The sequence below is a fragment of the Nostoc sp. DedSLP03 genome, from assembly GCF_034530815.1.
Lineage (GTDB): Bacteria > Cyanobacteriota > Cyanobacteriia > Cyanobacteriales > Nostocaceae > Nostoc.
This window is the reverse complement of record NZ_JAVRCK010000038.1, coordinates 38,295-54,955: the sequence shown is the minus strand read 5'-3', so window position 1 is coordinate 54,955 and position 16,661 is coordinate 38,295. Positions and strand designations below refer to the sequence as shown.

At 43.2% G+C, this 16,661-nt stretch carries 11 protein-coding genes; 4 read left to right on the top strand and 7 right to left on the bottom strand.

Translation table 11 applies throughout. From position 1 onward, the window contains the following. Positions 1–604: 604 nt before the first annotated feature. The 3 genes from RM368_RS19125 (at position 605) to RM368_RS19115 (ending at position 5,401) form a co-directional block, all read left to right on the top strand. Positions 605–1,363, top strand: a complete 759-nt coding sequence (locus RM368_RS19125) for a PPC domain-containing protein (protein WP_322695522.1) — start codon at positions 605–607, stop codon at positions 1,361–1,363. 231 nt (positions 1,364–1,594) lie between these two features. After that, positions 1,595–2,416 carry a peptidylprolyl isomerase gene (locus tag RM368_RS19120; RefSeq protein WP_322695521.1) on the top strand — a complete coding sequence of 274 codons (822 nt, stop codon included), beginning with the start codon at positions 1,595–1,597 and terminating at the stop codon, positions 2,414–2,416. Between the two features lie 42 nt (positions 2,417–2,458). Next, positions 2,459–5,401 carry a peptidase domain-containing ABC transporter gene (locus tag RM368_RS19115; protein ID WP_322695520.1) on the top strand — a complete coding sequence of 981 codons (2,943 nt, stop codon included), beginning with the start codon at positions 2,459–2,461 and terminating at the stop codon, positions 5,399–5,401. A gap of 28 nt (positions 5,402–5,429) precedes the next feature. Here the strand turns inward: RM368_RS19115 and RM368_RS19110 are convergent, their stop codons facing one another. Further along, positions 5,430–5,753, bottom strand: coding sequence for a hypothetical protein (locus RM368_RS19110; RefSeq protein ID WP_322695519.1), 324 nt, complete (start codon positions 5,751–5,753; stop codon positions 5,430–5,432). Positions 5,754–5,772: 19 nt separating this feature from the next. Between RM368_RS19110 and RM368_RS19105 the strand changes: the two genes are divergently transcribed. Then, positions 5,773–7,269 (top strand): HlyD family efflux transporter periplasmic adaptor subunit, encoded by a 1,497-nt coding sequence (locus RM368_RS19105; protein ID WP_322695518.1) that lies wholly within the window; start codon positions 5,773–5,775, stop codon positions 7,267–7,269. Between the two features lie 85 nt (positions 7,270–7,354). Here RM368_RS19105 and RM368_RS19100 read toward each other — a convergent pair whose 3' ends face one another. The 6 genes from RM368_RS19100 to RM368_RS19075 form a co-directional block, all read right to left on the bottom strand. After that, positions 7,355–7,951 carry a Uma2 family endonuclease gene (locus RM368_RS19100; RefSeq protein ID WP_322695517.1) on the bottom strand — a complete coding sequence of 199 codons (597 nt, stop codon included), beginning with the start codon at positions 7,949–7,951 and terminating at the stop codon, positions 7,355–7,357. Positions 7,952–8,158: 207 nt separating this feature from the next. Then, positions 8,159–10,951 (bottom strand): response regulator, encoded by a 2,793-nt coding sequence (locus tag RM368_RS19095; RefSeq protein ID WP_322695516.1) that lies wholly within the window; start codon positions 10,949–10,951, stop codon positions 8,159–8,161. Between the two features lie 64 nt (positions 10,952–11,015). After that, on the bottom strand, positions 11,016–11,459 hold the full coding sequence (locus tag RM368_RS19090; protein WP_322695515.1) for a response regulator: 444 nt from the start codon (positions 11,457–11,459) through the stop codon (positions 11,016–11,018). A 180-nt stretch (positions 11,460–11,639) separates the two neighbouring features. Beyond that, entirely contained in the window at positions 11,640–13,187 is a 1,548-nt protein-coding gene (locus RM368_RS19085) for a sensor histidine kinase (RefSeq protein WP_322695514.1), read from the bottom strand. Then, positions 13,156–15,132: a CHASE3 domain-containing protein gene (locus tag RM368_RS19080; RefSeq protein ID WP_322695513.1), complete on the bottom strand. Its 1,977-nt coding sequence runs from the start codon at positions 15,130–15,132 to the stop codon at positions 13,156–13,158. The genes RM368_RS19085 and RM368_RS19080 overlap by 32 nt, the downstream gene beginning before the upstream one ends. Before the next feature lie 400 nt (positions 15,133–15,532). After that, positions 15,533–16,345 carry a class I SAM-dependent methyltransferase gene (locus RM368_RS19075; RefSeq protein WP_322695512.1) on the bottom strand — a complete coding sequence of 271 codons (813 nt, stop codon included), beginning with the start codon at positions 16,343–16,345 and terminating at the stop codon, positions 15,533–15,535. Positions 16,346–16,661: the final 316 nt, after the last annotated feature.

Below are 16,661 nucleotides of genomic sequence, written 5' to 3'. Positions count from 1 at the left end.
GGTATGCAAATGATGCAAACGGCAGAGAGTTATACCTGAACTTTACCGCTTCATTGCATAAATTATAGCTGCACTCATCAAATATTTCAACAAAATTGACGCTAAATATTTAATCATAAGAAACCTCTGGTAACTCAGAGGTTTTTTTGGATCAATTTTATACAACAATTTTTTAGTGTTACCAAGGTTTGCCAAAGCGATCGCCTGAGGCAAGCTTTCGCCTACTTCTTTACATATCCCTTATTCGAGCAAACTCATTCTCAATTACGGCAACGGCGAATTATATGACTTTTTCTGACTAAATCATACAAAGCATTTGGAATCTACTTTAAAAAACACCTAACTATAGAAGTCTTTTTCATGCTGTGTTTCTTGAAGAAACAGTTTATTTTAGACTCATGGTTAAACAACAGGTTCTGAACGCGGCAAGCACAAAACCAAACAGCTAAGGCTCTCTTGAAAATAATAAATGTTCTTTATTTTCATCAAAATCTAAGCTTATAAAATCTAGTAAATCTCGATTTAAATCGGAATTTACATCTGTGCAAACCACAACTTAATCTGAACTTGACCAAATCGCAATCAACATCTAAAGGACAAAAAAATGGGATTTTCCAATCTTGGTACACTCGGTAGCACCCCTGTTGTTAAGAATAACTTTGGTTTAGTTACATCCGATCCCACGGATGTCTTCCAGTTCAAAATCACCAGTGGTAAAAATATCAACCTGTCTTTAACAAATATTAGTGCAGGAGATGATGCCGACCTCAGGCTGTTTCGAGATGCTAACAATAACGGCGTACTAGACAGCTTTGACCGAACTTCTGGACTTGTTTCTAATCGGGGAAGCAACCAAGATGAGGCGATTAACTTTAAAACTAGCTCAGGTACTTTTTTTGCCGAAGTTTCTCGCTTTAGCACTAGTGTGGGCGGTGTTAGTTACAATCTAGCCTTGTCTGCAACTGAACCTTCTGGAACTTTTCCGCTTGCAGCTAGTTTCAGTAACCTTCTACCGAAGGAATTTGTACTTGGTAATTTATCAGGTGATGTCACTCGTACAGGTAACGTCAGTAACACTAACACTGCTGATGTTTACAGCTTCTCTTTGGGAACTTTTGAGGGTGTCAACATTAATTTGAACGGATTAAGCACTGATGCTGACATCCGGCTGATTCGAGACTTTAACAACAATCGCATTGTTGATGCAGGAGAGGAAATTGCACGCTCTACTAGTGGAGGTACTACTTCAGAACTGATTTCTAACATTAATCAATCTGGTGACTACTTCTTGCAGGTTACTGAATTCACTGGCAACACTAATTACAACGTGACTTTTGACCATTTCACCACCCCCTTTGCTTAAGTTTAGGTATCGGCAGTAGTGAGTAATACTTGAAAGTTTTGTACGGCAATGCTTTCAAGGGTATGCAAATGATGCAAGCGGTACAAATCCATACCTAAATACCGCTTGCATTTCTAAATGTATCTCTGCACGGCTCATATCGTTTCCGGTTAAAGACTTATCATTAAGACTGCAAGGGGGCAGGGAGCAGGGAGCAGGGGAAGAAAGACTTTTCAAGTTTTTGCACAAATTATGAATAAAACATTACAACTAGGCGATGTCTACGATGGGCGTAGCGGCAGTGCCCTCTTACCGCCAGAAATTATCCCCTTTTTAGCAAGTTACAATCTAATCCCGCAATTATTATCTCAGAGCATTATTGAATTAGCGATCGCACCAATTACCTGCACACTAGCCGAAACATCCGACGCTCTAGAGCAATTTTATCAGCATTGGGATTTAAACAGCGAAGAAAAAATCCAAGATTGGTGTTTACGTTATAGTTTAACTCAAGAACAATTAGAACTTTTCGCCACCCGGAAGCTAAGAGTCGAAAAGTTCAAGCAAATGACTTGGGGACATCAACTAGAATCTTATTTCCTCAAATACAAAAGACATTTTGATAAAGTCATTTATTCTTTAATTCGGACTAATAGTAGAGGAACTGCTAACGAGCTATTCTTCCGAATTACAGAAGGAGAACAATCATTTTCGGAACTAGCACGTGAATATTCTCAAGGGCCAGAAGCTGATACAAATGGCATCATCGGCCCAGTGGAACTTGGTACGATCGCTCCCAATTTTGCTCAGTTACTTTGCACAAGTCAAGTAGGTATAGTTCAACCACCCGTACCCTTTGGAGACTCATGGATAATTATACGCGTGGAAAAGTTTATAACTGCCCAGTTGGACGATTTTATGCGACAACGATTGCTGCAAGAGAATTTTGAAACTTGGTTTCAACAGCAATTAAGTCAACTATCACCAGAAGAAAAAACCTGGATGGGAATCATACCAATTCAAAATTCAAAACTTGTACTGAGCGCAGTCGAAGTATTCAAAATTCAAAATTAAGAATGCAAATTGGGAAAATTTATTAAAATCGGGTGCAAGACGATGACAAATACAACCGTTGATATTCAAGAATATATTGCCAATTTATTTCCTTTCAATTATCTGTCACCAAATGTTTTAGAAAATTTGCTCGACAAGGTGCAATTTTGTCGTTATCGCATCGGGCAGGTAATAGTAACTAGAGAAGCTATGCCCAATTGGATTAGCATTATCTACCAAGGGCAAGCGCGTTTATTAACCTGCAATTCCGAAGGACAAAATCCGGCGACACTAAAGTTACTCTCTCAAGGAGAGGTTTTGGGTTGGGTAAGTTATCTGCGGGGTATTGCTTGTGAAACTGCGATCGCTTCTACTGAAGTTATCGCGATTAATCTACCTATTGCTGGTTTTCTAACTTTACTCAAGCAGGAACAGGCTTTTGTCCAAGCCTTGCAAAATGAGATTACTCTCTTAGAAGTGCATGAACTGCTTACCGAAGAACTCAGCCGTCGCGCAGACGGTAGCAGGAATTTAGTTAAACTTGCCCAAGCTGCAACTGAAGTTGCGATTATCCAAACAATTCCTGCACGCAAAGTCTTTCAGCAGCAGTTAGATTCAGAATTTTTGTGGTTAGTCAGCAGTAATTTTGATGCTGAGTTCCCTGTGGGGAGTTGCTTAGAGTTAGATGAACTCAACCCCAAGCTGAAATTTAATACAAATATGCGTCTGGTGGGATTGCCCAAATCAATATTTAGAGAAAATCTCGCATCTCCTACACCAAAAACACTCTTACCCGCAGAGATTCCCTACGCCTCAGAAATTACTGTCACAGAAGCACCAGCAGCTAAAGGTAAACAAAAGAAGTTTCCTTATATCAAAGGTAGAGGGCCGCTGGATGCAACACTAGCTTGCTTCCAGATGTTGAGCCAATACTTTAATATCTCTTGGCGCAGAGATACTTTGCAGCGGGTGTTGACTAAGCAGCACGAACAAAAAGGCGTTATATCTCTGCAATTTTGCGCTGCTGCTGCTGAGTTGATGGGGTTGACAACACAGATGGTAAAAGTTCCCGCTACCGCAGTCGGACGCTTGCAACTACCAGTGATGATTTCTTGGCAAGATAGTTTTGCCATTATCTATAAAAATAGCGATCGAGAGTTACTCATTGCCGTTCCAGAGATGGGACTACTGCGCTACAAAATCCGAGACTTTGCGGAAAACTGGGGGGCTGAAGGAGAAGTCCTGCTGCTGCAAACCACCAAAAATACTCCCAAGGCGCGGTTTAGTTTGAGTTGGTTTGTACCCTCACTGCGGCGCTATCGCAAAGTATTAATTGAAGTACTAATCGCTTCCATTGTTATTCAACTGTTTGGGCTGGTAAATCCCCTCGCCACACAGGTGATTATTGATAAAGTATTGGTTGGTAACAGTCCTGATACCCTGGAAGTTTTCGGCATCTTTTTGCTAGTAGTAGCAATCATCGAAGCAATACTCACCAGTATCCGCACTCATTTATTTACAGATACCACTAACCGAATTGACCTCGCCCTTGGTTCTGAGGTGATTAATCACCTGTTGCGTCTGCCATTATCTTACTTTGAACGCCGTCCTGTAGGAGAATTGGCAACGCGAATTCACGAGTTGGAAAATATTCGCTCTTTCTTAACTGGTACAGCTTTAACTGTGGTGATGGATGCGGTATTTTCAGTGGTCTACATTGTAGTAATGGCGATTTACAGCCCAGTGTTAACCTTGGTAGCTTTGGCAACAGTACCGCTGTTTGGCTTGCTCAACTTGATGGTATCACCTGTGATGCGGCGACAACTGCAAGAAAAAGCTGAGTGCAATGCTGAGACGCAATCTTATTTAGTGGAAGTGATGGGGGGAATGCAGACAGTCAAGGCACAAAATTTAGAAATGCGATCGCGTTGGCAATGGCAAGAACGCTATGCTCGTTATATTAGCGCAGGTTTCAAAACAGTCTCTACCCAAACTACTGCCGGTTCTGTTAGCAGTTTTCTCAACAAGTTTTCCAGTATGTTAGTGCTGTGGGTGGGAGCTTTTTTAGTTCTCAATCAGCATCTAACCTTGGGACAACTCATCGCTTTCCGCATCTTGGCTGGTTATGTCACTAGTCCCTTGTTACGCCTAATGCAACTTTGGCAGAACTTCCAAGAAACCGCTTTATCTCTGCAACGCCTTGCTGATATTTTAGATACTCCCCAAGAAGTAGAAATCGGTGAGTGTCAAAATATCCTGATGCCCAGTGTTCAAGGTAGCGTCCGCTTTGAAAATCTCAGCTTCAGTTTCTCGGAACACGGGCCATTGCAACTATGCAATATTAACTTAGATTTTCCTGCTGGCTCCTTTGTGGGAATTGTTGGTCAAAGCGGGTCTGGTAAAAGCACACTGCTAAAATTATTACCCCGACTTTACGAACCCAAATCCGGCAAAATCTTGATTGATGACTACGATATCAGCAAAGTAGAACTTTATTCTTTACGTCGTCAGATTGGTATGGTGTTACAAGATACCCTATTGTTTGATGGCACCATCCGCGAAAACATTACCTTGGGATATCCTGATGCTAGCGATGAAGAAATCATTACCGCCGCCAAGGTAGCTTATGCCCACGACTTTATTATGTCTTTGCCCAGTGGTTATAACACCCGTGTTGGCGAACGAGGTTCGGGACTGTCTGGAGGACAACGCCAACGAGTAGCGATCGCTCGTACTGTCCTGCAAAACCCGCAATTACTGATTCTGGATGAAGCGACGAGTGCCTTAGATTACAATGCCGAAGCCCAAGTTTGCCGTAATTTGGCAACAGCTTTTCAAGATAAAACAGTGTTTTTCATTACTCACCGCCTCAGCACAATCCGCAATGCCGATATTATTCTGATGATGGATAGAGGTGCTGTGGTAGAACAGGGAACTCATGAAGAATTGATGGCGCTCAAAGGTTATTACTACTGTCTTTATCAGCAACAGGAAGCGAAAGTTTAATCATTTGTCATTTGTTATTTGTCATTTGTCATTTGTCAGCAGTAAATACTATCGCTTCAACTTTAGATAATGAAATTTCAAGCTTAAAACTCGATACTTCAGCCTTTGAACTCGGAAGTTGCGCTTTTTTACTTGAACGTTGAGCCTTTGAACTCGAAAGTTGCACCTTTTTACTTGGAAGTTGAGCCTTTGAACTCGGAAGTTGCACCTTTTTACTGAAACGTTGAGCCTTTGAACTCGGAAGTTGCACCTTTTTGCTTGAACGTTGAGCCTTTGAACTCGGAAGTTGCACCTTTTTACTGGAACGTTGAACCTTTGAACTCAAAACTTGAACCTTTCCCCTTTCCCCCATCCCCCATCCCCCATTTATTATGAATATTCAATTCGACCAGCCAGTACTTTTACAACAAACACCTACTTGGTCAAGAGCGATCGCTTGGACTATTGTTGGAGTTAGCACCTTCGCAGTAATTTGGGCTTCGGTGTTCAAAATTGATGAATCAATTCATGCTACTGGCAAATTAGAACCACAGGGTGCAGTTAAAGAAATTCAAGCTCCGGTTCATGGTGTTGTCAATGAGATTCTAGTCAAAGATGGTCAGCGAGTCAAAAAAGGTGAAACACTTGTTACCCTAGAAAAAACTTCTTCGGAGGCAGAGTTAACTTCATTAAAGCAAAGTCGAGCGGCTCAATTGCTGGCGAAACAGGCGCTAGAGCAAGAAAATGACTTCTATCGCCGCCAGATGCAAGGGAACATATCACTACAAGAAGTAGCACAGCAAACTGCTCTGTTGAAAATTAAACCAGAACTCGCTTTTTTGACCAAAAGCCGAGCCGCGATTATTGCCGAAAACCAGTTGTATCGGACACAATTAAATGGTGCGACTGCTGGAAATAGTCTTACAAGAGAGCAACAGTTACGCTTGCGAAATCGCCAAATAGAATTGGAATCGCGTTTAGCCACAGCTAATTTAGAAACGGGACAGACGCAACAGCAATTTTTCCAAACTCAAGCGGAATTAAGTAGTGCTAAAGAGTTGCTGACAATTAATCAACAAATTCTCCACAAGTTTGAACCTCTAGCGCAGCAGGGAGCGATTTCCCAGGTGCAATATTTGAAACAACAGCAGGATGTCAGCAGCAAACAAGCAGAAGTAATCCGATTGAATCGAGAACAGCAGCGATTACAATTAGCGATCGCACAGTCAAATCAAAAACTTCGCAATACTGCGGCTGTGTCTCAAGAAGACTTACTCGCCAAAATTACAGATAATGACAAGAACATTGCCGAAATTGACAGCCAATTAACCAAGGTAATTGTAGATAATCAGAAACGCCTCTATGAAATTAATGGTCAAATTGGAGAGATAGATAGTAAGTTAATTCAGGCAGAACAAACTCTGAAATATCAGAAAATTACCGCACCCGTAGATGGAACCGTCTTTGAACTTAAAGCTAAAACAGCAGGATTTGTAATTAATTCCAGCGAACCGCTTTTAAAACTTGTTCCGAGTGATAACTTGGTTGCTAACGTTTATATCACCAACCGCGACATCGGCTTTGTCCAAGAAGGGCAACAAGTGGATGTGAGAATTGATTCCTTTCCCTTCCAAGAGTATGGTGATATCAAAGGCGAACTAGTTGAGATTGGCTCTGATGCCTTACCTCCAGACCAAGTTTATAATTTCTGGCGCTTCTCAGCAAAAGTCCGCCTACATGGGCAGAAGTTACTAATTAATCAGCGTCAAATTCCCTTGCAATCAGGGATGTCTATTAATGCGAATGTGAAATTACGTCAGCGCACGATTATGAGCATCTTCACTGATTTCTTAGTACAAAAGACTGAAAGCTTAAAGTCTCTGCGCTGAACAAAAGGGTTTTCACAGCAGTTTTCAAGCGTGAAACCCAGCATCTCATAAATATCCCATAAGTATGTTAAGTATGTGCGATCGCCTATTTCTGGAGTGCCTGTTGAAAAGTCTTGAGCGCCTCGACGTGATTCACCATATTCATGCAACGTAACAACAAATCCAGATCGATTCCTTTGACCTCTTCACTATTAGAAACTTTTTCATAGTGAAGTGTATTGCCTTCTCCCCGCAGGTGATAGACTTCTAGGACACCATCTTCCCAAAACCACACTTCCTTGATTTTCAACCGCTTGTATGCATCCAGTTTGTTGATGCCGCCACTGGAAAACACCACCTCGATCGCCAGATCGGGTAGCATCCGACCAGGAGCAAGTTTATAAGATTTATCCGCCTCTCGCTTGACAGCGACTGTTTCACTTTCCAGAGTCATTGAGCCAGTTGGAGTAAAGTCGAACCCTGCCTTAAGCAGGTAAAGCTCCAACAAAGCACCGATCCTTTCTTTAACAGTTTCGTGGGGTTCTCCAGGCATTCGTCGGATCTCCAGAACTCCATCCAGAAAAGAGAGTCGATATCCTGGACGGTCTAACAATTGCTCAACTGCTTTAAACTCTCTCCAAGTCATTCCCTCAAACAGAAGGGGTAATTCCTTTGGTGGTGTTACTATCGTTGCTGTGGTCATTTGAGTCTCCAGTTGGTTTCCAGATTAGAAATAATCAGGTTTGGAGGGCGATCGCCAGGGTAAAGGGGAAAGGGTAAAACAGATTAGAAATAATCAGGTTTGCAGGGCGATCGCTTCATTATTTTACCTGCATTAAGGGGATACGATAGGAAAGCTCAGAATCGCTAGTTAAGTTTGGTAGTGTCGTCAATGGTGATTTTTGGTTCGCTACTGGGTCTGTTTAACCAAGTCGGCGATCGCCTCAACCAGTTTTACTGGCTCGATTGGCTTCGGAATATGGTCTTGAAAACCTGCTTCTATAGCCTTTTGATAGTTAATTTCTCCAGCAAATGCTGTTAAAGCGATCGCTGGAATCTTCCCGCCCTGTTGGTAGGGCAAGGCTCTCAGCTGGCGTACCAGCATATAGCCATCCATTTCTGGCATCCCAATATCGCTAAGTAGCACGTCTGCTCTGTACTTGGTTAAAGTAGCGAGAGCTTCAACGGCTGAGGTGACAGTTGTTACATTCGCTCCATACATCTCTAGCATGAAAGCAATAAACTCCCGTGTATCTGCATTATCATCTACCACCAAAACTTTGATGCCATGCAAATTTAGGGATGGCTCAGACGGTTTACTGTCTGCGTTCTTCTGGGATGGAGTTGCCATAAGTGGAAGTCTCACAGTAAAGGTTGTCCCCTGATTTTCACCTGCACTTTCTACCCGAACAGTTCCGCCATGCAACTCAACTAAGTGACGGACGATCGCCAACCCTAACCCCAGTCCACCAAACTTTCTGGTTGTAGCACTATCTGCTTGGCGGAAGTATTCAAACACATAGGGGAGAAAGTCAGGGTGAATTCCTTGACCTGTATCGATAACAGTGACTTCGGCAAAAGAGCTAACTCGTTTCAAATGGATCTCCACTCGTCCCCCGACATCAGTGAACTTAATTGCGTTCGAGAGGAGATTCCAAATCACTTGCTGTAACCTATTTGGATCGCCCAAAACTTGCCCGACATTTGGTTCAAGCTTCACCTGAATTTGAATAGACTTGCTTTCAGCAGCCAGCTGTACAGTTTCCATTGCAGCTTGAACGATCGATACTAGATCCACTGGGGAAACCTGAAGGCTAAGTTTGCCTTGCAGAATTCGGGAGACATCTAGCAAGTCTTCAATTAGTTCGGACTGTAATTTAGCATTGCGTTCGATCGCACTCAGGGCATAAGCGGTCTTGGCTTCGTCAAGCTTAGAAGTTTGGAGCAGCTTAGACCAACCTAGAATTGGATTCAGGGGCGATCGCAACTCATGGGATAATACTGCTAGAAACTCATCTTTAATTCGGTTGGCTTGTTGCAATTGTTGAGCGTGTTGCTGGATTGAAGCGAGTAGATTTGCCCGCTCAATAGCGATCGCCATCTGCTCGCAGGTGGATTGCAGCAGATCGATTTCTTCGGGAGTAAAACAGGTGCGGGTGCGGCTGGCAAAGGAGAGCGTCCCCAGTAACCGTCCCTGCACAATCAACGGTTGTCCAGCATAAGCCGTGATGCCCATTGAGTTGACAAGCTGCGCGTTGGGATGGGTGGAGATTTGCGAGCGATCGAAGACAATTTGCTGCCGCTCTTGTGCCACCAGTCCGCAAAGATATTCACCAACTTCAATCCATTCGAGCAACTGAGCCGCTGCCTCAGAGATTCCGCCATAGTTATTCAGATGCAGCATTAGCTGCTGGTCTTTTTCCTCGACCATGTAGTTGTAGTAACAATCCAACTGTAGCTGGGCTGAGAGTTTGTTAAACAAGTTATTCATCAGCTGCATGGGATGTTCCGTGGCTAGTAAATCGCTGGTCGTTTCATACAGCAGATGCAGCCTTTCCTCTGCTCGTTTGCGTTCGGTGATGTCGAGTGCGGTTCCCAGGAACCCAACCGCTTGCTTGGACACTCCCTCTCCCTCTAATTGCACCTGCCCATTAGCGAATAGCCACCGCTCAGTTCCATCCTTCCACACGATCCGATAGTCAATTTCATAAGTACCTGCCGACATCGGGTCGAGCGCATTGCTGATAGTGTTGACTACACGCTCGCGATCGTCTGGGTGGATGCGCTCTATTACCATCGGCAAAGGGATAAGCGCGGTGTCATCTGGTTCGCCCCAAATCTCGCGCATTCGCTTGTCCAACTCGACGAGGTTCGTATTGGGGTCATAATGCCAAGTTCCAAGCCGACTGATGTTAACGGCAAGCTGTGCGCGTTCCTCACTTTGGTGTAGAGCTTTTTGTGCTTGTTTGCGCTCGCTAATATCTTCTATTAAGCCGTCAATAACGGTTGTACCATCTACTTGGGTAAAAGTTGTACTAATTCGCACCCAAATTAAACTACCATTCGCTCGTTGCAATTGCATTTCGCGATCGCGGATTTCGCTATTTTGCTTTAATTGGTTGAGAACTTGGGCATAGTCCAATGGTTGGAAATAAGGCTCAAGGGTTTGACTTGCTGGAATTTCAGTTAGAGAATTTAAACCTAACAGCCGCAGAAATGCGGGATTACCTTCGAGTAAAATACCATCTGTCGTTAAGCGATAAATTCCTACATTTAAATTATTCAGCAAAGTTTGAAAGCGTGATTCTAGCCTGACTGCTTTACGTTGAGTTTCAGTCCGCTCTATTGCTCGGCGGACTGCTACGGGTAATCGAACATAGTGCTTAGGAGATTTAATGATGTAATCTTCCAATCCCGATTTCATCGCTTCAACGGCAACTTCCTGAGTACCACTACTGGTAAACATTATTACTGGGCAATCAGGATAACGGTTTTTAATTGCCCGGATCGCGGTTAAGCCATCACTCCAGCGTAATTGATAGTCCGTTATTACTAAATCAAACTGTCCTTTCTCCAGTGCTTCTTCCAAGTCTTTTGCTTGAACAATTTCGTGAAACTGGAGGTCAAAAAACTCTTGCTCTAGTACATGAATCGCCAGTAGGCGATCGTTCAAATTATCATCAATTAGAAGAATGCGTAACATTGAGCTACATTACATTTACGTAAGGGTAACAGTGACCAAAATGCCCAAAAAACGTTCAAACAGTTCAAAATTGCGGTCTTTCGTTAAAAATAATCCAGTGGAGATTGAGGGTTATAACAATTTCTACTAATTCGTTAAAAATAACTGGTTTAACTATGTAAGCATTTACACCTATGTCATAGACATGATTGATGTCGGCATACTCTCTCGATGAGGTGAGAACTACGACCGGTAAGCGCTTGAGTTCTGGTTGTTGCCGTAACCACATCAAAACCTCAGCCCCGGATCTGCGCGGGAGTTTTAGATCGAGCAAGATTAGTACAGGCAAGGGATAACGAGTGCGATCGCCATAAGGTTCCTCCCCTGACAGATACAACACTGCTGCATCGCCATCATTTACCACCTGAACTGGATTAACAATGTTAGCCTTGCGGAGCGCGCGTTGCAGCAGCAGCACATCTTTGTGATTATCCTCTACAAGTAAAATAGTGTCTTGCTCTTTACTCATGAAATTTTTGTTTTTAAAGGCAGAGGCAGAGGTGGAGGCGGAGGAGCAGGGGGCAGGGGGAAAGACAGTTTTTCAAAACTTACTGTGTGCCCCAAAGCGTGGGGCAAGGGTTTTGCACCAAATATTTAAGAGCGTAGAAAAAATTTTATGTTTGCCCGTAATCAAGAGGACTAAAAAATTTTAGGGATTTACATCTATAACTATAGGTAAATCTATCCAAAATCGGCTTCCTTGTCCAGGTTGGGATTCTACACCAACTTGTCCACCCATACGTTCGACTCCTTTGCGGACAATTGCTAAACCGATACCACTACCAGGATAAACTTCATAGCTGTGTAGGCGCTCAAAAACATTAAAGATACGTTTGTGGTGTGTTTCCTTAATACCAATGCCATTGTCTTGTACCCATAAACGAACCAATTTATTACGTTTTTCAGTCCATATCCGTAACTGAGGTTGGACTCCCGATGCAACAAATTTAATTGCATTGGTTAGCAAATTGGTAACTACTTGAATCAAAATAGTAGGGTTTCCCGTAACTTCAGCTAAAGGCTCTTCAACTTGCACTCTCGCCTGTCGCTGTGTTATCTCTAATTCTAGCTGTCTCAGTATTTGTATCATCAATAAAGATAAGTTAATAGGTTGTAATGGCATTTCAGTCCGGCTGAGACGACTGTATTCGAGCAAATCTTGAACAAGTTTGTCTGCTTGCTGTGTACTTGTAATAATGCGCTGCAAATAGTCTTGTTGGTTCTCTAGGTTAGATTCCCTATCCTGATTTTCTAGGAGGATTGAACCAAACGCTTGGATAGCACGTAATGGTTCTCGCAGATCGTGGGAAATTGAATAACTAAATGCTTCTAAATCTTGATTAGCCACTGCTAATTGCTGATTTGTCTGCGCTAAATATCGATTTGCTACTTCTAATTCAGCAGTACGCTCCCTGACTCGCTCCTCTAAGGTTTGATTGAGTTGCTGAACTTCAATTTCAGCTTGTTTACGAGATGTAATATCTTCAATTAAGCCATCTAGTACCTGTTGTCCCTCAAAGACATTCAGGGCTATGCTTAATCCTACCCAGATCGGTCTTCCATCTGCTCGTTGTAATTGAATCTCTTGCTCTTGCTGTTGAGATGGCGGCAGTTTTTGTAGTATTGAGTAGTATTCATGGATGTTCAATAGATTCATCGCTGAGGCTTGGAATAATGAATCCAGCCCCAACAATTCCAGAAACGCTGGGTTACACTCAATAAAATTTCCATCTGGATAAGTACGAAATATACCTACTTTTAATTGGTTGAGCAAACCTTGAAGACGGATTTCAAGTAAGCTAGCTCGTCGTTTGATTTCTGCTCGTTCTAATGCAAGTCGCACAGCAGCTGGTATGCGAATGTAGCGGTTGGGTAATTTGAGGACATAATCATCTAGCCCAGACTTCATTGCCTCTACCGCAATTTCTTCACTACCTGTATTAGTAAACATAATCACTGGACAGTTGGGATACTGTTGCTTAATTGTATATAAAACTTCTAGTCCAGTACTCCAGCCCAGTTGATAGTCGGTAATAACCAAATCGAATTCACCTGCTGCTAATGCACTAGCAAAGCTAGAGGCTTCGCGAATTTCTTGAGGTTGAAATTGCGGAAATTCTCGCCTCAGTTCTCGGATTACTAAAGCGCGATCGCCTGGATTGTCATCAATTATCAGAATGCGGAGTACTTGCGTCATTCGTATAATTACTGTGAGGAAGGGCTTTTGGCAGGGCAATCCAAAAGCGACTACCAGTACCTAATTGCGATTCTACTCCGGCTCGACCGCTCATTCGCTCTAACCCTTTGCGGACAATTGCTAAACCAATACCAGTACCTGGATAGATTTCAACGCCATGCAGTCGTTCAAACACCCGAAAAATGCGCTCTTGATGTTCTGGCGCAATGCCGATGCCGTTGTCTACAATAGACAATTGTATCGAATCTTGCTGCTCCTCTGCATAGATTTCTACTTTTGGCTGTATTCCAGGCTGCACAAATTTCATTGCATTGCTGAGTAAATTGGTTACTACCTGGATAAGCGTAGAGCGATGAGCCATCACTAGCGGCAAGGGTTTTGCTACCGTAACTTGTGCTTGCTGTTCTTGAAGTTCTTTGCTGAGTTGTTTTAAAGCTTCCTCAACAACATCAGTTAAATCAACTTTTTGGATTTGAATTTGGGCACGGCTGAGGCGGCTGTATGCCAGGAGTTCGGCAATTAGGGTGTCCATTTGGACTGCACCCTCTGTAATATATTGAATGTATTCTTGCCCAACGGAGTCTAGTTTGTCTGTGTAGTCTTCTTGCAATGCCTGAGCAAAGCCTTGCATAGTACGTAATGGTGCGCGTAAATCGTGCGATATCGTGTAAGTAAATGCTTTTAACTCTTGATTTGTTTCTTGCAACTGTGCAGTGCGTTCGGCAACACGCTGTTCTAGTTCCAAAGCGTAATTTTGAAGTTGTTCGCGTAGCAGAGATTGTTGGATAGCGATGGCTAACTGAGCCGCCACCTCAATCACAACATCTTGTGATTGAGCATCAAAAACAGCTGTCTGAGTCGCCGCTAAGTTGAGTTCTCCGAGCAGCGTTTCTTCAACTAACATCGGAATCCGCAAACAACAACGCATTCCTGCCGAATGCAACTGCGCTAAAATAGCTGGGTAAAGCTCAACATTTGTCAAGTCTTTAACATAACTAAGGTTTTGTCGCAAGCTTTGATTGGGCGCAAAGTCTGATACTGCCATCTTTGTACCTTCAAGCGGTTGTAATTCTTTAGTGCTGCTGCCTGCAACAATCTCAGCTGTGCCTGTCTCAAAATTAAATAGGGCAACAAATGCTTGCTCATAGGGTACTAACTGACGCATTTGGGTCAGCGCACTTCGGACTAGAGATTTAATCGACTCAGCTGCTAGAATTGCTCTGTCAATATTATGTAAAGCAGCAAGTCTTTGGGCAGAAAGCTGAACATTTTTAGTTTGTACTTGGGCAGTTTTGAGAGCATTCTCGTAATTGTCAGACACATGTGTAATTTGCCGTCGAATATAAAAGGCAAGGATGCCACCAGCAGCAAGCGACAGGATTATGCTAGTAAAGATGACTCGCTCAGTAGTCTGTTGGACTGCTTGGTTGCGCTGATACCGTAGCTGCTCTTCAGTAGCAATAAAATCAGTAATTTGATTTCGCATTACGTCCATGTGCTGTTTGCGAACCTTAATTGCTGATAGGGGTTCAGCTTCACCTTTTTGTTTGCGGGCGATCGCTTGAGAAATAGAGTTCTTCCAGACTGTTTGCTCTGCCTTAATTTGCCTTAAGCGTTGACTTTGTTGGGGATTATCTGAAACTAAATCGCCCAACCGATCGAAAGTAATATGAATGGTAGAGTTAGCTTGCTGATAAGGTTTAAGAAATTCTGGCTCACTTGTGATCTGGTATCCACGTACTCCTGTCTCCAGATCCAGTAATAGTTTTTGTAAGTTATTTGCTTGGGCAATTACTCGATCGGTGTGGTCAACCCATTGCATAGCCCAAAGCAGGCGGTTAATTTGCCAGATTGAAACTCCTGACAATGACAATAACAAGATAATTGGCAGAGCGATCGCGCCGATCAACCTACGCCTGAATGCAACTTGAGTAATTTGTAGCATTTACTTATGCTATAGCAGCACTTGTACAGTAAACCTCTTGCATAAGTCGAATAGACCCCTCTTAATCCCCCCTTATAAAAAGGGGAAACTTGAAATCTTGCTCCCTCCCCTTTATAAGGGGAGGGTTGGGGAGGGGTGATTCAAGGATTTTTGCAAGAGGTCTAGTAAACGACACTATCTTGAAAATAACTTTGTTTACGTAGCTGCTTTGAACACGAGCTTCAGGACTGTCTAGAGGACAACGCCAACTTCTGTTGTCATTAGACCTCTTGCATAAATCAAAAATAAGAAAGAACCCCACCCCGCCAAAGCTACGCTTTGTCTCCCCTCCCGAAGAGCGGGGAGGGATTGGGGGTGGGGTGTTAGAGATTTTTGCAAGAGGTCTATTGTTTTTTCTTCATCACATTTCTAGCTTTCGGCCAACCATATACCACAAACCCACGGCATAGCGGATGTAATTGAGTTCTGTAAAACCTGCTTTCGCAAACTCGTACTCGAAGTTGAAATGGATAAAGTCATCCAACCACGGTTCTTGAAAAGAAGCACTCAGGGCGTATTCACCCCGATAAGTATCAGCATATAGTACCCAGCCTCCGGGTTTGGTAATCCGGTACATCTCCTTCAGAATCTTAGGAGTCCACTCTTTAGGTGTCTCGTGAAAGAGTAGTGATGATGTGACAAGATCGAAGGAGTTGTCAGGGTAGCCAGTGTTACGAGCATCCACCTGCTCGAACGATGCCCGCTCACTCAATCCAGCCTTGCTAAATTTGTGCTGACTAATCACCAGCATATAAGGTGAAACATCAGTAATGCGAAAAGTAGCCTGTGAAAATCGCTGTGCCAGTGCCAGCGCTCCACCAGCCGTACCTGCACCAAGCTCTAGCACCGTCTCAATTTGAGCGTCTTCAGGAATTAGTTCAGCCATTGTCTGGCGCAACTGCTGACAACTAACATTGTGGCTGAGGGGAATAATCGCATCCATCGCAGCATCCCAGGCTAAACACGACTGAGGGTTAGTGTAGGAATCAGTTGACCCATGAATGGGAGCGTGGATATAGTCAGGGTAATATTCATGCTCAGTATGGTAGCCTTTGAGTTCCTCTTGCCAATTAATTGAAGCATATTCCTGCATTACTGAGGGCATCGCTGCGGTGATGCGTTGAATTACCTCGGTTCGATACGCTTGTTTTTTCTCTGCGTTCCATCTCGGCATAATCATCTCCTACTTACACTCGTTACTCGTGTTCCTAGATTCCAATCTGGGAACGAGAAATAAACTGCAAATACAATAGAGCAATACTCCAGACAGTTTTTAATTGAGACAATAGACCTCTTGCAAAAGTGACTTTTGCACTTTTGTGGGTAAAGGGGAAAGGTTAAAGGTTAAAGGTTTTTTGTTATTCCTTTCCCCCTTACCCTTTTCCCGACAAATGCCAAGAAGTCTAATTCACAAGAAAGCTATCGATCCCATTAGAGTGCTGATTAGAACAACCAAGCACGGAACGATAGCTATATGTAAATTGTACCGA

Coding starts and splice junctions, on each gene's coding strand:
- RM368_RS19125 (WP_322695522.1), top strand. CDS start 605: ATGGGATTTTCCAATCTTGGTACACTCGGTAGCACCCCTGTTGTTAAG.
- RM368_RS19120 (WP_322695521.1), top strand. CDS start 1,595: ATGAATAAAACATTACAACTAGGCGATGTCTACGATGGGCGTAGCGGC.
- RM368_RS19115 (WP_322695520.1), top strand. CDS start 2,459: ATGACAAATACAACCGTTGATATTCAAGAATATATTGCCAATTTATTT.
- RM368_RS19110 (WP_322695519.1), bottom strand. CDS start 5,753: ATGGGGGAAAGGGGAAAGGTTCAAGTTTTGAGTTCAAAGGTTCAACGT.
- RM368_RS19105 (WP_322695518.1), top strand. CDS start 5,773: ATGAATATTCAATTCGACCAGCCAGTACTTTTACAACAAACACCTACT.
- RM368_RS19100 (WP_322695517.1), bottom strand. CDS start 7,951: ATGACCACAGCAACGATAGTAACACCACCAAAGGAATTACCCCTTCTG.
- RM368_RS19095 (WP_322695516.1), bottom strand. CDS start 10,951: ATGTTACGCATTCTTCTAATTGATGATAATTTGAACGATCGCCTACTG.
- RM368_RS19090 (WP_322695515.1), bottom strand. CDS start 11,459: ATGAGTAAAGAGCAAGACACTATTTTACTTGTAGAGGATAATCACAAA.
- RM368_RS19085 (WP_322695514.1), bottom strand. CDS start 13,187: ATGACGCAAGTACTCCGCATTCTGATAATTGATGACAATCCAGGCGAT.
- RM368_RS19080 (WP_322695513.1), bottom strand. CDS start 15,132: ATGCTACAAATTACTCAAGTTGCATTCAGGCGTAGGTTGATCGGCGCG.
- RM368_RS19075 (WP_322695512.1), bottom strand. CDS start 16,345: ATGCCGAGATGGAACGCAGAGAAAAAACAAGCGTATCGAACCGAGGTA.